Genomic DNA, 13323 nt, shown 5'->3' with positions numbered 1-13323 from the left:
TATCGACGAATAATTCTCTAATTTGTGGGCAATTGGTTCCGTTTCGGAGTTCGTATGCAAAGCCCATTTCTTTTCCATCCTCAATCCGGCTGTCACCTCAAGTTTGATGGCACTCATTTAACCGCTACTTTGTATGTTGAACCATTTAATGATGTTCAACAGATCGTGGTTAGGCATGAGCCTGATAACGAGCAGGCTTATGTCCCTATGTTTCAAATAAAAGAAACGTTATTGGGGCGACTTCAAGTATGGCAAGCTCGCTTCCCGATCAATGAAGACAGAGATGTTACTCACTACGTATTTAAGGTTCAAACTCGCACAGCGCAATATTGGCTTGATGCTAGAGGGGTTTCTAAGCGAATTCCAGCAAAGGAGTACCATTTCAAATTTAATGCCCGTCATCGTCCGGCGCCGTGGGTACAAAGCCAAGTGTTCTATCAAGTGTTTCCTGACCGATTTTGCAATGGTAACCCTAAAATAGGGGTGGAGAGTGGTGAGTACAGCATTAAAGATGGCACTATTCCAACCATTAAATCGGATTGGGGTGATGCTATTGAAAATAACGATTCAATGTCAGTGCAGTTTTTCAATGGCGATATAGTAGGGATTCATTCCAAGCTCGATTACTTACAAGATTTAGGCGTGACCACTTTGTATCTTAATCCTGTGTTTAGCTCTTTGAGCAATCATAAGTACGACACGACGGATTATTTTAATGTCGATCCACATATTGGTAATAACGAAGAACTTGCAGAGTTATGTCAAGAGGTGCACCGCCGTGGCATGCGTATCGTGTTAGATGCGGTATTTAATCATACGTCTGCGGAACATCCTTGGTTTGATAAGAGTGGTAAAGGGGAGTGCGGGGCTTACCATAACCTAGATTCGAAATATCGTGAGTATTATTTTTTTGATGGTCAGTCGCAAAATTACGAAGCATGGAATGGCGTCCAAAACCTGCCAGTTTTGAATTTTGAACATCCTGAAGTACGCGACTATATCTATGATTCTGACTCCGCGGTGATCAAGCATTGGTTACGTCCACCGTACAGTATTGATGGTTGGCGATTTGATGTGATTCATATGCTAGGAGAGGGCAAGGGTGCTTACCACAATGCACACTATGTGCAGGCATTTCGCAGCGCAACTAAACAAGAGAACCAAGAGGCATTGGTTCTTGGTGAACACTTCTTTGAAGCAACATCATGGCTGCAAGGAGATCAAGAAGACGGTGCAATGAATTACTATGGGTTTGCCCATCCAGTACGTGCGTTTTTTGTTAATCAAGATATCGCTTATGATCCTATCTCTTTGACCAGTGGCGAATTTCAACAGTGGTTATTAGAAGCGAAAGCTAAGCTTCCTTGGCACAATCAATTGGCGCAGTTAAATCAATTAGATAGCCATGATACGGCACGTTTTATCACTTTGTTGAAAGGGAATGAAGATAAAATGCGCCAAGCCGCCTTATTCTTGATGGCTTATATCGGTGTTCCTTGTCTCTACTATGGAACGGAAGTCGGTCTTGAAGGTGAAAACGATCCTGATAATCGACGTTGCTTTCCATGGGAGCGTGTTGAAAGCTCTCAATGGGTACCGTTCTTTAAGCAGATGTTGGCTTTAAGACACCAATATAAAGCGTTGCAAAGTGGAGACTTGCTGTTTTTTGAAAGTCGAGATGAGCAAATAGCTTTTGCACGATGTTATGGCGAAGAACGCCTATTGGCTGTGTTCAATACGGGTGATAAAACCGGTGAGATTCGAGTGCCTGTGTGGCAATTAGGCATAGAGAAGGGGGTGGCCAAAAGCGTACTTTCTCATCAAAAAACACGAATAGAAAAGGGCGAATTGGTTCTTTCTCTTACAAGCCGAGGCTGCGATTTGCTCAAGTTATAATTGACGATATGACAGAATAAAAACGACCTTTAATCGCAATGAATAAAGGTCGTAAGATAATGGTCATACTGCTGGCTAAGAAATCTAGTAGTTAAGAAACCTAGTGGTGAAGAAATCTAGGCGCTGATGAGTAATTCTTGTTGATAGCGCTGAATATAGTCCACGATAGGTTCAGCGGTATTGAACTTGCGAATATTGTGAAATAACTCTTTTGCTTCAGGGTATTGCTGACGCAGGTACGAGAACCATTGTTTAACACGATTCGGGTAATAGAGCCCTTTATCGCCTTTCATTTCGTATTCAGAGTATTTCAATAGTAAAGCGACTACTTCCACCCATGGCATGACCGCATGGTTGTGTTTGACTACATTACCAAGGTTGGGCACATTGAAAGAGCCACGACAGACCATCAAAGAGTCAATGCCCGTGGTTTCTTGGCAACGTTGACCATCGGCGTAGTTCCATATTTCACCATTGGCAATTAATGGCATTTTGGTGTGTTGGCGAATTTTTTGTAAATAGTCCCAACGAATTTGGTCGGCTTTATAACCGCCTACTTTAGTGCGAGCATGAATGGTGAGTTCACTGGCGCCGGCGTTTTCAACAGCGTCCACAATTTCAAAGCAGTCATCAGGGTTTTCCCAACCCAGACGAATTTTTGCGGTCACAGGGATCTCACTGGGCACTGCGGCTCGACAAGCATTGATGATTTGATACATCAGCTCTGGCTCTTTTAATAAAACCGCACCACCTTTACTTTTATTGACCAGACGAGCCGGACAACCAAAATTAAGGTCGATACCCGCCGCACCTAGGTTATAGGCCTTAAAGGCATTTTCCGCCATCCACTGTGGATGCTGACCTAAAAGTTGCAGATGCACGGGCGTGCCCGATTTAGTTTTTGAGCCTTGCAGCAGTTCAGGGCACAGCTTGTAGAAGGAGCGATCCGGTAACACTTGGTCGCTGACACGAACGAATTCGGTGACACATAAGTCAAAGTCGTTGATATCAGTAAGGATTTCTCGCATTAGATGATCGAGAACACCCTCCATAGGGCCAAGTACAAGACGCATTATTGATTCTACCTTTGTGTGCAAGAGGCGGGATTTTAGTGGGTTTTGAGTAAAATGTCACCGACAAATATAGCTAACCGGCAGTAGTGTAGAAGCTGAAGTCATTTTCACTCATACTATAGAAAAATTAGTAGAGTACATTTTATGAGTGATTTAATTAATCTCCCACCACAGATACAAGAAAGTCGCTATTTTTGGGAAGGGGCAATACTGGCCGCAAACCTGACTGTCAAACCTTTAGAGCCGGAAGCATGGGCACAGGAATTGTGTGGCGAGGGATTTATTGAGGCAAGACCGACGATTGTTGAACACATCAATGCTCAGTATGCGCACTTAAAAGCCAATCAATATTCGGCGCTTGAGCTGACCGAAAACAATACAGAGCATTTAGCCGACTTAGCAGAAGGTTTTCTGTCTGTTTGGCCTATTGTTGAGCAAGAGTGGCAACCTCTTGAACTGAACGACGGCACAGCCAGAATGTTATCGGCATTGCTGACCACCTTGTCATTGCTGGTGGACGAAGAGCAAACACATGCGCAGATGAAGCAAGCAGGCTATACCGACCTTCCACAACGCGTTGATTTGCAACCGCAACTGGATTTGATGATTAACGAAGTTGCACAAGCGGCGGATGAGTTGATGGTGGGTAACAAAAGCCAAACGCTAAACCCTTATAAAGACGTAGGGCGCAATGACATTTGTCCTTGTGGCAGTGGAAAAAAGTTTAAAAAATGTTGTGGCGCTTAATGGTGGGAAGAGATTCGGGTAATATCATTGATTGAGTTTCGGTAATGGTTATGAGGTTTCCCATATCCATTACCGATATCCGTATTATCTATATGCCGAGTTAGTAGCTTTGAAGTTCGTTAAGAATTTGCACTAAATCTGGGTTATCTTTCTTGAATTTATCGTAAACGCTAGAGACTTTGCCTTGAAACGCAGCAACGTCAACGTTCACAATTTCACCACCATTTTTGGTGATTTCACCTTTTGCGTAATCAGAGTATTCATCCCACGCTTTATCTTGAACCGCTAAGGTTTCTTTGGCTATTTGGCGAATTGTTGCCTGGTCTTCTTTAGAAAGGCCGTTCCAAATTTCACTAGAAACCACAAGTAAGTCAGGGATCATAGTGTGCTGATCTAAAGTATAATATTTGGCAACTTCATACTGACGAGTTGAGAAGTATGTTGGAATATTATTTTCTGCGCCGTCCACTACACCTTGTTGTAATGCTGAGTAAACTTCACCAGATGAGATAGGTACAGGACTCACTCCAAGTGCTTTCATTGTATCGATATCGATAGGAGAGTTTTGCACACGGATTTTTAAGCCCTTAAGATCTTCTGGTTTAGTTATTTTTGTTTTGGTATAAAAACCGCGAGAGCCACTAGATAAAAAAGCTAAACCAATAAATCCATCTTTTTCTGATGATTGCAGGATCTCTTGCCCAACTGGGCCGCGTAAAATGCGTTTTGAGTCGGCTTCATCTTTATATAAGTAAGGCAAAGACAACACTTTATACTCAGGCGAAAATGATGCGGCTAAACCACCACCCACTTTAGCAAATGCTAAGGTGCCATTTTGAACCATCTGCAAAGTAGACTCTTCATTCCCTAGTGTTAGGTTTGGGTAGACTTTAACTCGCATACTTGTTCGTTTTGTCACTTCTTTAGCAAACCAACTTAATGATTTATGTACTGGGTGATCCAGTGGCATAGCGTGAGCCAGTTTCTGCGTTCTGGCGGATGCATTAAACGACATGGATAACAACACTAATCCAGCGCATGATAATAAGGTACTTAATTTTATTATTTTCATTTTACTTTCCTAATTAAATTTAAAGGTTTAATAACCAGCTAGTCGAGGAAGCCACATAGTTAAATTTGGAAACGCGGTAACTATGATTAAGGCTAAGATGATCAGACAATATATAGGTAATAGTTTTGGTACAACATCACCTATTTTTCTATTAGAAACACTACATCCAACAAATAAAGCTGTTCCAACTGGTGGAGTACAAATACCAATAGATAAGTTAAATACCATCATGATACCGAAGTGAATAGGATCCATACCTAAATGAATACCAATAGGTAAAAGAATTGGTGTGAATATCAATATAGCAGGAGACATATCCATAAATGTGCCTACAACTAAAAATATAATATTCATTGAAATTAAAATTATGATTGGGTTGTCAGACAGATTAAGAATAAAGTCAGCGATATATTGAGGAATATCAGCATTTGACATTGCCCAAGACATAGAGCTAGACGTTGCTATCATTAATAAAACAATAGAAGTAATAATGACACTGTCGATCACGATAGGTGTTAATTTCTTGAATTTTAGTTCTTTGTATATGAAACCAAGAACCAAACTATACACAACAGCAATTGCGGATGCTTCTGTTGCAGTGAAAATACCACCAACAATGCCACCCATGATTAAAACAACCATGAATAAGCTAGGAATTGCTTCTAAAATCACTTTATGTGCGCTTTTAGTCGATGTTACTTTATCTTGTGGAACATTGTACTTTTTACCGAACAGTAGTACCCCAGCCATTACCGCTAGACCCATTAGTATCCCAGGGAAATAACCCGCTAAGAACAAGTACTGAACAGAGGTGCCACTTACCAATGCATATAAGATCAATACATTTGAAGGTGGGATCAGCAAGCCTGAAGGACAAGAAGCAATGTTGACAGCGGTAGAAAAATCTTTTGGGTATTTTTTTTCATTTTGTAACTCACCCATAAGGCCACCTACAGCGGCAGCGGACGCTGTAGCAGAGCCAGATAGAGAGCCGAACATCATATTAGCAATTACGTTAACATGACATAGCGCGCCGGGTAGGCGACCACCAAGTAGCATAGCAAAATTAATAAGTCTTTTAGCTATGCCTCCTGAATTCATGAGATTCCCTGCAAATATAAAAAAGGGCAGAGCTAATAGTCCAAAATTATCTAGCCCTCCTAGCAACTGTTGCGAAGCTAAGCTAGCAGATTTCTCTATTGGAAAATCAATGAATATTGTCAATAAAGAGGCTAAACCAATACCAAATGCTATTGGCATTCCTATGACAAGAAAAACAAATAAAGAAGCAAATAAAACTATAATCGGTAGTAGATCATAAATAGCATCGGGCATTACAGCAAGATAATGGTCTGTGAAAATTAAATTTAGCAGTGTCATAACTAATTACCCATTCTTTGACTATACATATCATGTGATAGTTTCATAATGTCGTTTACAGCAAATAGATTTATTAGTACACCAGCGATAGGAGCAACTAAATAAATATATCCCATTGGTAGATTTGAACCAAATACACTTAATGTTGGAGATACTTGATTATATTGAAGAGTTCTCATTACGACGCTAGAGCCGCCATAGATTAAAACTAAGCTTGAAAATACAATAACCATTAGGCTGATCATAATCGTTAACAAGTTTTTGTTTTTTACTTTGGTAATCAATAACTCGATAGCAAGGTGGCGCTTTAACGAATAAGTATATGCTCCCCCTAGGATACCAATCCAAATTAATAGGTATCTAGATAGTTCATCGGTAAAGGTTGATGGAGAATTTGTGAAAAAACGAGTGAACACCTGCCAAACAACAGTTGCTACTATTAACCACATTAAAACTACTAGGAGCCGACCTAGTATCTTTGTTATTTTATCAATGATGTATGAAAATAAAGACACCCACATATTCCTTTTGATAATTTACAGGTTAATTCAATATTTATCGCCATATAGTTACAGCGTATTGTCCAATGGAGAATTTGTTACAAAATGCTTCCAATGAGCTTATGTTATGCGTAACACTGTTGCGAGAAAAGCTTATTTTGTGAAAAGTGAGGCACAAGTCATGAAATTTATATAGATATTGAAATGTATTGCTTAGTCTATTTTTTAATTACGAAAGCAGCTAAATAGATATATGTTTAAAAATAATATGAAATCAGTCGGATAATACATGGTTATCTTCTGCTATATATGAAATTATTAATTCCACATATATACTTTTAAAATTATTAACTTTTATTTTTAGAGTATTTACTTAAATGTATTGTTTACGTCTTTAATTTATTTTTAGAGGGGTAGAACGGATTTATTACAGTGTGACTGGAGGTAAGGTGTTGATTTTATTGGTTGTTTTCGCGCGATTAGCATAGGATGTGGTGAGGAGATAGATTATCTGACTTAATGATTATTGGTCGGAAATTAAGCCAGATATGACATGATAAACGGTGGTTTTTATTTTACAGCACCGACGGTCAGCATTAGATTTGCAAAGCGACGAGTCTCACCTGTAGCAATAACTAATAAAGTGTTTGGTGATTTAGCTGTCGAATAAAAATCTTCTCTTTCCTGAAACTTCATCTCTGTTCCTTGCGGAAGAATACGGACATATTCAGAGTGGATAGTGTTATCAAAATCATCAGGCCATGCCATCATGGATGTAGATTCAACATTAATTAATTGAATAACGCCGTTGAGCACATCGGTAGCATTTAGCATATCTGGTGCAAAATTTAGATATATAATTTCAGATCTCGGGTTTGAATTTATTACGAATGAATAATTGCTATCAGCAATTAGAATTTGAGTTTTGTGTCCACATTTCGCGAGTATAGACAGTAACTCAGGATGGATGATGCTCGATTTTATCATAGAGAGATTCCTAAAAAATGGCGCAGATAATAGCTGCGCCATTTGCTTTAAATTACATGCGGTATACGCCACCATTAATGTCTAGCGTAGCGCCAGAAACAAAACCGTTATACTCAGAAGCCAAATAGGTGATTGCTTTCGCAACATCTTCTGATGTACCAGCGCGACCTAGAGGAATACCACGAACAGTCTCTTCTGCAGATTCTTTTGTTGTGTGTTGGTCGTGGAAGCGCGTACCTAAAATAAGGCCAGGAGCAACGGCATTCACACGAATACCAAATTCACCAAGTTCAGCCGCAAGTGAACGAGTCCAAGTAAGAACAGCACCTTTGGTCATAGAGTAAGTCAATGAACCTGAGTGACCACCAGAACGACCTGCAAGGGAGGCTAGGTTTACGATACTAGCGCCTTCGGTGTTTTCTTTTAAGTAAGGAAGAGCGGATTGAGTCACGTTTTTCATGGTGGTCATGTTTACGTCAAACACGGTTTGCCAGTAGTCAGATTCGATTTCACCAAGCCATTTGCGCGCAATAATGCCACCCACATTGTTGATAACAATATCGATACCACCAAGAAATTTAGCCGCTTCATTAACACAAGCAATAGTGTCATCTTCATTGATGAGGTTGGCAAATCCAAAACTGGCTCTTTGTCCACGAGATTCAGCGAGTTTAACTAACGCTTCAACGCCTTCAGTACCACTAAAGTAATGAGCAAAAACGTCACATCCAGACTCAATCAGTGCTTTGGCTGTTTCATAACCAATCCCTTGCTCAGCACCTGTAATGAACACTTTCTTGTTTTTTAAACTTCCCATTTTAGATCCTTAATAGAGTTATTCGCGGTCTTAGATACCTGCAAGTTAAAGGGCTAACTCTAACTTGCTGTAAACCGGTCCCAATATGCGCTTTAAAAGAAGAGCGACTAATACCAATCGTACTAAATAACTGGTCATTCTAGCTTGTTAAAATACTCGATAACGGCGTTAGAATTTTTGATTGTAGAATAACTACTTATCGAAAAATTCTGCCTTGTTCTCGAGCATTTTTCCTTCGCTAGTTCTGATCACTTACTTAGTGTGATTGGTATAACTAGTGCTCTTTTCTTTTTGTTTAGTCATAGGTTCGCGTGATTAGCTATTTCTATGATTTATATGGTTCTTTTTGCTTATTTTGGTTTTGAAGTTACTTAATGTTATCGGTAACTATTTGCGCCTAGTATAAATAATCAACGACATAATACAAACATTCATTGTAAAAACGTGAGCACGATCAAAGTACTAAAGTAAAGTACCAATAAACATTAGCTTACACTTTATGGGTATTTCCTATGACTAACGCTATGTTTTTTGGGAAATAAGAAAGGGTTTAACTCGATCTTTTCTTGAATTTTACAACCCAATGAGTTGGATTATTTTTAGTTATGTATCCATTAATATTGTGCGTTGCCTCTACTATTGTAGAGTTAACTTAAACTACTTTTTATGTTACTGTAACAACAGTTTTTTATGTAGGCATTAGATAATGAGTGACAATAAGCGGAAGCCTCGAGCGACACTACAAGATATTGCAGATCGTGTAGGCGTGACCAAAATGACGGTGAGTCGTTTTATGCGTAATGAAGAATCAGTATCAGTGAAGACCCGAGCCAGAATCAAGAAAGTGGCCGAAGAGCTGGGGTATATTCACAACCGTGCCCCAGCTTTGTTATCGAAGTCTTCCAGTCGGTCGATTGGCGTATTGCTTCCTTCATTATCTAACCAAGTATTTGCAAAGGTCGCTCAGGGTATTGAATCAGTGACAAACAGACGTGGCTATGAGGTGTTATTAGGGCACTATAGCTATGAAAGTGAAATCGAAGAAAGAAAAATAGCGACACTGTTATCTTATCAAGTTGATGGCTTAATTTTGACGGGTACAAGTCATACTAAAAAGACATTGAAGATGCTAGAAACCGCAGGTGTTCCAGTGGTTGAAGCGATGGAACTCCCTGAATCACCTATTAACATTGCCGTTGGGCTTGATCATAGGATGGCGGCTTATGATGCTGTTAACTTGATGATAAATAAGGGAAAAAAGAACATTGCTTACTTTGGTGCTCGACTAGATAGCCGTACTAAGTTGCGTATGGAAGGTTATGATGAGGCCATGGTTGAAGCGGGTCTTGAAAAAAATCATTTCTTAACGTCAAGTCGTTCTAGCTTTACGATTGCGCGTGATCTATTAACTCGAGCTTTAGATGATTGTCAGTATCTTGATGGCATATTTTGTACCAATGATGATATTGCAATTGGTGCTATTTTAGCTTGCCATGAGATGGGAATTGCCGTTCCAGAACAAATCAGTGTTGTTGGCTATAATGCCTTTGATATTGGTCAAGCTATTACCCCAAAATTAACCAGTGTGTATACACCAAGGTATGAAATTGGTGAGCTCTCCGCTGAACTATTGCTAAATGCAATCGAAGGTAAAGAGCCTGAAAAACGTGTTCACGATCTCGGATATACCATCACTAATGGTAAGAGTTCCTAATATCCTATGAGTGATTTTGCCCCGTAAATTGTGCTCGAAATCACTCTTTTCACCTCAAAGCCTCACTTCTTCCCTATAATATATTCACAAATAACAAAGTTACATGTACCATGTTACCCATAACATAAATAATGTTACCGATAACACTTAATATTGCTTATTGAGTCCATGACCAAAAGCTTACTGAAGAGGTTTAAATGGAAGGTAAAAGCATTGTAATTATGGGCGTTTCCGGCTCAGGTAAATCAACCATTGGTGAGCTTCTTGCTGCTAGATTGTCAGCCAAGTTTATTGATGGCGATGATCTACATCCAAAATCCAACGTTATCAAAATGTCCTCAGGAATCCCACTCAACGATGATGATCGTACTCCATGGTTAGAAAGAATTAACGACGCTATTTTTAGCATTTACTCTAAAAATGAAAGCTGTGTCTTTGTTTGTTCTGCATTAAAGAAAAATTATCGTGATGCGATTCGCTGTGGAAATGAGAAAGTACGATTTATTTTTTTAGATGGTTCTCAAGAGTTAGTCCTTAAACGAATTCGTATGCGAAATAGTCATTTCATGAAATCTGACATGCTAGCCAGTCAATTTGCCATTTTGGAACAACCAGTGGATGAGGATGACGTAATTACTATTGATATCTCTATGTCGATAGAGGAGATGTTAGATGATATTTGTATTCGCTTAGGGGTATAGAATGAACAAGGTAGTTAAACAAGTAACGGAAAATCTTATCGAAAGAAGTCGCCAGACTCGCAGCGAATTCTTAAACCGAAGCCGCTCTCAAGCAGCGCATGGTAAAAATCGCGCCGGTCTTTCTTGCGGTAATTTAGCGCACGCTGTTGCGGCTAGTTGCAATAAAGAAACCATACTCAATTTGGTTAATTCAAATGTGGCAATAGTAAGTGCCTATAACGATATGGTTTCAGCTCATGAACCTTATCGTCATTTCCCCGATATCATTAAAGGTGCACTGACTAAGTTAGGTCATTCTGCGCAAGTGGCTGGTGGGGTTCCTGCTATGTGTGATGGCATCACACAGGGGCAAGATGGCATGGATATCTCATTGTTTTCCCGAGACTTAATTGCTCAAGCGACGGCAGTATCTCTGAGTCACAATGTGTATGATTCAACGTTGCTATTGGGTGTGTGTGATAAAATCGCCCCTGCAATGCTAATGGGCGCAATGTCGTTTGCGCACTTGCCAACCGCATTTGTCCCGGTAGGACTTATGTCGACAGGTATTAGCAACGAGGAGAAAACCAGTGTTCGTCAGAAGTATCTGGCGAAGGAAGTGGGTATTGAAACGCTGCAGAAAATGGAGTGCAGTGCTTACCATTCTCACGGAACATGCACCTTCTACGGAACCGCCAATACAAACCAACTCGTTTTCGAAGCTATGGGTTTGATGCTACCGGGTTCTGCGTTCGTACCGCCGGATAGTCAACTTCGACAGTTATTAACCGAAGAAGTCGCAGTAAAAGTGGCTTCCTCTACACTAGGTTCATCAAACTATCGTCCTTTGTATGATGTGGTGACTGAGAAAAATATCATCAATGGTATCGTTGCGCTGCTCGCCTCTGGAGGGAGCACCAACCATACTATTCACATGGTGGCGATTGCGCGTTCAGCGGGGATTTTACTTAACTGGGATGACATTAGTCAGCTTTCAGGCGCAGTACCTTTATTGGTGAACGTCTATCCAAATGGCTCAGAGGACATGAACGCATTTCATCGATCTGGAGGCGTACCTGCATTGCTGAAACGCTTAAATGAAGGTGACTTCTTAAATCGAGATGTGCTGACCTCTTTTGGTCAGTTTAATGATCAGTTTAAAACGCCGTATATTGAAAATGACCGCTTATGTTGGAATGACAGTCAAGGCAGTAATAATGGTAGTGTCATCGCGTTAAGTGGCGAGTGTTTTCAAGAGACTGGGGGCATTAAAGTCTTAGATGGCAATATTGGTCGCTGCGTGATCAAGGTTTCTGCCATTGCAAAAGAGTGTAGAAAAGTGAAAGCGCCAGCCAAAGTCTTTACTTCGCAACACGATGTCGAAAAAGCTTATCAAGCAGGAGAGCTTAATCAAGATTGTGTTGTCGTGGTCTCGCATAATGGCGCTGCGTCTAATGGTATGCCTGAGCTGCATAAGTTGATGCCTATTCTAGCCAATGTGCAAAAGGCAGGCTTTAATGTCGCCTTGATTACCGATGGTCGATTGTCAGGCGCGTCGGGTAAAGTGCCTTCGGCTATTCATATGTCTCCAGATGCGGCTAGAGGCGGTGCTATCGCACTTATTCGTGATGGCGATATAGTGAGTTTAGACTGCGAAACAGGAAGCGTGAATAACCTATCGGATGTGACAGGTCGTGAGGCGCTGAAAGTGGATACAGAGAGTCAACAGTTTACTTTTGGGCGTAACTTATTTGTACTGGCGAGAAATAATGTTTCTTCGGCGGAGGAGGGCGCAAGCTTTATTGTTTAGCTGGCCCACTGAGTCTGATTCATGCATAAAAAACGGGAACTGATGATGTCAGTTCCCGTTTTTATTTTCTTAATACTATTAGTGCCTAAATACGATTTTTCTTTAAGCCAACCACTTGTAGTAAGGTAAATAGAGTAGCAACCACAAGACTTGCTCCAAAAATAATCACCAGCCATTGTGGCATGGATAAGTCTAAAAATGTCCAAACGATTTTGCTACAAGTACCAGTCGGTAGGAACATCCACGGAACCCATTGATCAAGGGGTGCCCAACTTGGGAAATTGACAAAAATATCGCAGGTATTAAAAGGAGACGGATCAAATTGGTAGCTCACATGCTCTAGAGCCAGTGATAAACCTTTGGCACTGGCCGCAATCCAACCGACTAATCCTAAGCCACGCAGAACGGAGTTTTTAGGTTGGCATAGGCCGACCACACCCGAGACTGCAATTCCCAGCATTGCTACGCGCTCATAGATACACATCACACAAGGTGAAAGTAGCATCACGTGTTGGAAGTAAAGAGCGCAAAGCTCGAAGGCGACCATGGCAATAATTAATAACAGCCATGAAGTGCGAGAGCGAGAAAATTGGTATAAGTTCTCGAGCATGAATCTATTTCCTTATGTGTACATCTATATATGCGCA

The 13323-nt window shown here is 40.5% G+C and carries 12 protein-coding genes; 5 read left to right on the top strand and 7 right to left on the bottom strand.

Features of this window, described 5'->3' with window-relative positions:
* Window positions 1–54 precede the first annotated feature (54 nt).
* On the top strand, window positions 55–1896 hold the full coding sequence (malZ, locus tag VHA01S_RS03165; protein WP_023402903.1) for a maltodextrin glucosidase: 1842 nt from the start codon (window positions 55–57) through the stop codon (window positions 1894–1896).
* 116 nt (window positions 1897–2012) lie between these two features.
* On the opposite strand, the gene dusC is transcribed toward malZ, so the two are convergent.
* Complete coding sequence (dusC, locus tag VHA01S_RS03160; RefSeq protein ID WP_023402902.1) at window positions 2013–2969, bottom strand: tRNA dihydrouridine(16) synthase DusC; 957 nt, start codon at window positions 2967–2969, stop codon at window positions 2013–2015.
* Between the two features lie 144 nt (window positions 2970–3113).
* Here dusC and VHA01S_RS03155 point away from each other — a divergent pair, with 144 nt between their 5' ends.
* Window positions 3114–3716 (top strand): YecA family protein, encoded by a 603-nt coding sequence (locus VHA01S_RS03155; protein WP_023402901.1) that lies wholly within the window; start codon window positions 3114–3116, stop codon window positions 3714–3716.
* Window positions 3717–3816: 100 nt separating this feature from the next.
* Here the strand turns inward: VHA01S_RS03155 and VHA01S_RS03150 are convergent, their stop codons facing one another.
* The 5 genes from VHA01S_RS03150 to VHA01S_RS03130 all read right to left on the bottom strand — a co-directional run bounded on the left by VHA01S_RS03150 (window position 3817) and on the right by VHA01S_RS03130 (window position 8472).
* Window positions 3817–4788, bottom strand: a complete 972-nt coding sequence (locus VHA01S_RS03150) for a TRAP transporter substrate-binding protein (protein WP_023402900.1) — start codon at window positions 4786–4788, stop codon at window positions 3817–3819.
* Window positions 4789–4815: 27 nt separating this feature from the next.
* Entirely contained in the window at window positions 4816–6123 is a 1308-nt protein-coding gene (locus VHA01S_RS03145) for a TRAP transporter large permease (RefSeq protein WP_039970077.1), read from the bottom strand.
* A gap of 47 nt (window positions 6124–6170) precedes the next feature.
* Window positions 6171–6683, bottom strand: a complete 513-nt coding sequence (locus tag VHA01S_RS03140) for a TRAP transporter small permease (protein ID WP_373277879.1) — start codon at window positions 6681–6683, stop codon at window positions 6171–6173.
* A 555-nt stretch (window positions 6684–7238) separates the two neighbouring features.
* The gene (locus tag VHA01S_RS03135) at window positions 7239–7655 is read right to left on the bottom strand and encodes an RbsD/FucU family protein (protein WP_023402897.1); all 417 of its coding nucleotides are present in this window, start codon (window positions 7653–7655) and stop codon (window positions 7239–7241) included.
* A 52-nt stretch (window positions 7656–7707) separates the two neighbouring features.
* On the bottom strand, window positions 7708–8472 hold the full coding sequence (locus VHA01S_RS03130; protein ID WP_023402896.1) for an SDR family NAD(P)-dependent oxidoreductase: 765 nt from the start codon (window positions 8470–8472) through the stop codon (window positions 7708–7710).
* 706 nt (window positions 8473–9178) lie between these two features.
* On the opposite strand from VHA01S_RS03130, the gene VHA01S_RS03125 reads away from it, so the two are divergent.
* The 3 genes from VHA01S_RS03125 (at window position 9179) to edd (ending at window position 12676) form a co-directional block, all read left to right on the top strand.
* On the top strand, window positions 9179–10186 hold the full coding sequence (locus VHA01S_RS03125) for a substrate-binding domain-containing protein (RefSeq protein ID WP_023402895.1): 1008 nt from the start codon (window positions 9179–9181) through the stop codon (window positions 10184–10186).
* A gap of 197 nt (window positions 10187–10383) precedes the next feature.
* Entirely contained in the window at window positions 10384–10887 is a 504-nt protein-coding gene (locus VHA01S_RS03120; RefSeq protein WP_023402894.1) for a gluconokinase, read from the top strand.
* Between the two features lies 1 nt (window position 10888).
* Window positions 10889–12676, top strand: coding sequence for a phosphogluconate dehydratase (gene edd / locus VHA01S_RS03115; protein WP_023402893.1), 1788 nt, complete (start codon window positions 10889–10891; stop codon window positions 12674–12676).
* Between the two features lie 85 nt (window positions 12677–12761).
* On the opposite strand, the gene dsbB is transcribed toward edd, so the two are convergent.
* Entirely contained in the window at window positions 12762–13286 is a 525-nt protein-coding gene (dsbB, locus tag VHA01S_RS03110; protein ID WP_023402892.1) for a disulfide bond formation protein DsbB, read from the bottom strand.
* Window positions 13287–13323: the final 37 nt, after the last annotated feature.

Source organism: Vibrio halioticoli NBRC 102217 (assembly GCF_000496695.1).
In the GTDB taxonomy this organism is placed as follows: Bacteria; Pseudomonadota; Gammaproteobacteria; order Enterobacterales; family Vibrionaceae; genus Vibrio; species Vibrio halioticoli.
Note: the sequence above shows the minus strand (reverse complement) of the source record. Positions and strands in the feature narration are given on the sequence as shown.

Excerpts from the sequence above, each read along its gene's own strand:
- malZ (WP_023402903.1), top strand. The coding sequence starts at position 55 with ATGCAAAGCCCATTTCTTTTCCATCCTCAATCCGGCTGTCACCTCAAG.
- dusC (WP_023402902.1), bottom strand. The coding sequence starts at position 2,969 with ATGCGTCTTGTACTTGGCCCTATGGAGGGTGTTCTCGATCATCTAATG.
- VHA01S_RS03155 (WP_023402901.1), top strand. The coding sequence starts at position 3,114 with ATGAGTGATTTAATTAATCTCCCACCACAGATACAAGAAAGTCGCTAT.
- VHA01S_RS03150 (WP_023402900.1), bottom strand. The coding sequence starts at position 4,788 with ATGAAAATAATAAAATTAAGTACCTTATTATCATGCGCTGGATTAGTG.
- VHA01S_RS03145 (WP_039970077.1), bottom strand. The coding sequence starts at position 6,123 with ATGCCCGATGCTATTTATGATCTACTACCGATTATAGTTTTATTTGCT.
- VHA01S_RS03135 (WP_023402897.1), bottom strand. The coding sequence starts at position 7,655 with ATGATAAAATCGAGCATCATCCATCCTGAGTTACTGTCTATACTCGCG.
- VHA01S_RS03130 (WP_023402896.1), bottom strand. The coding sequence starts at position 8,472 with ATGGGAAGTTTAAAAAACAAGAAAGTGTTCATTACAGGTGCTGAGCAA.
- VHA01S_RS03125 (WP_023402895.1), top strand. The coding sequence starts at position 9,179 with ATGAGTGACAATAAGCGGAAGCCTCGAGCGACACTACAAGATATTGCA.
- VHA01S_RS03120 (WP_023402894.1), top strand. The coding sequence starts at position 10,384 with ATGGAAGGTAAAAGCATTGTAATTATGGGCGTTTCCGGCTCAGGTAAA.
- edd (WP_023402893.1), top strand. The coding sequence starts at position 10,889 with ATGAACAAGGTAGTTAAACAAGTAACGGAAAATCTTATCGAAAGAAGT.
- dsbB (WP_023402892.1), bottom strand. The coding sequence starts at position 13,286 with ATGCTCGAGAACTTATACCAATTTTCTCGCTCTCGCACTTCATGGCTG.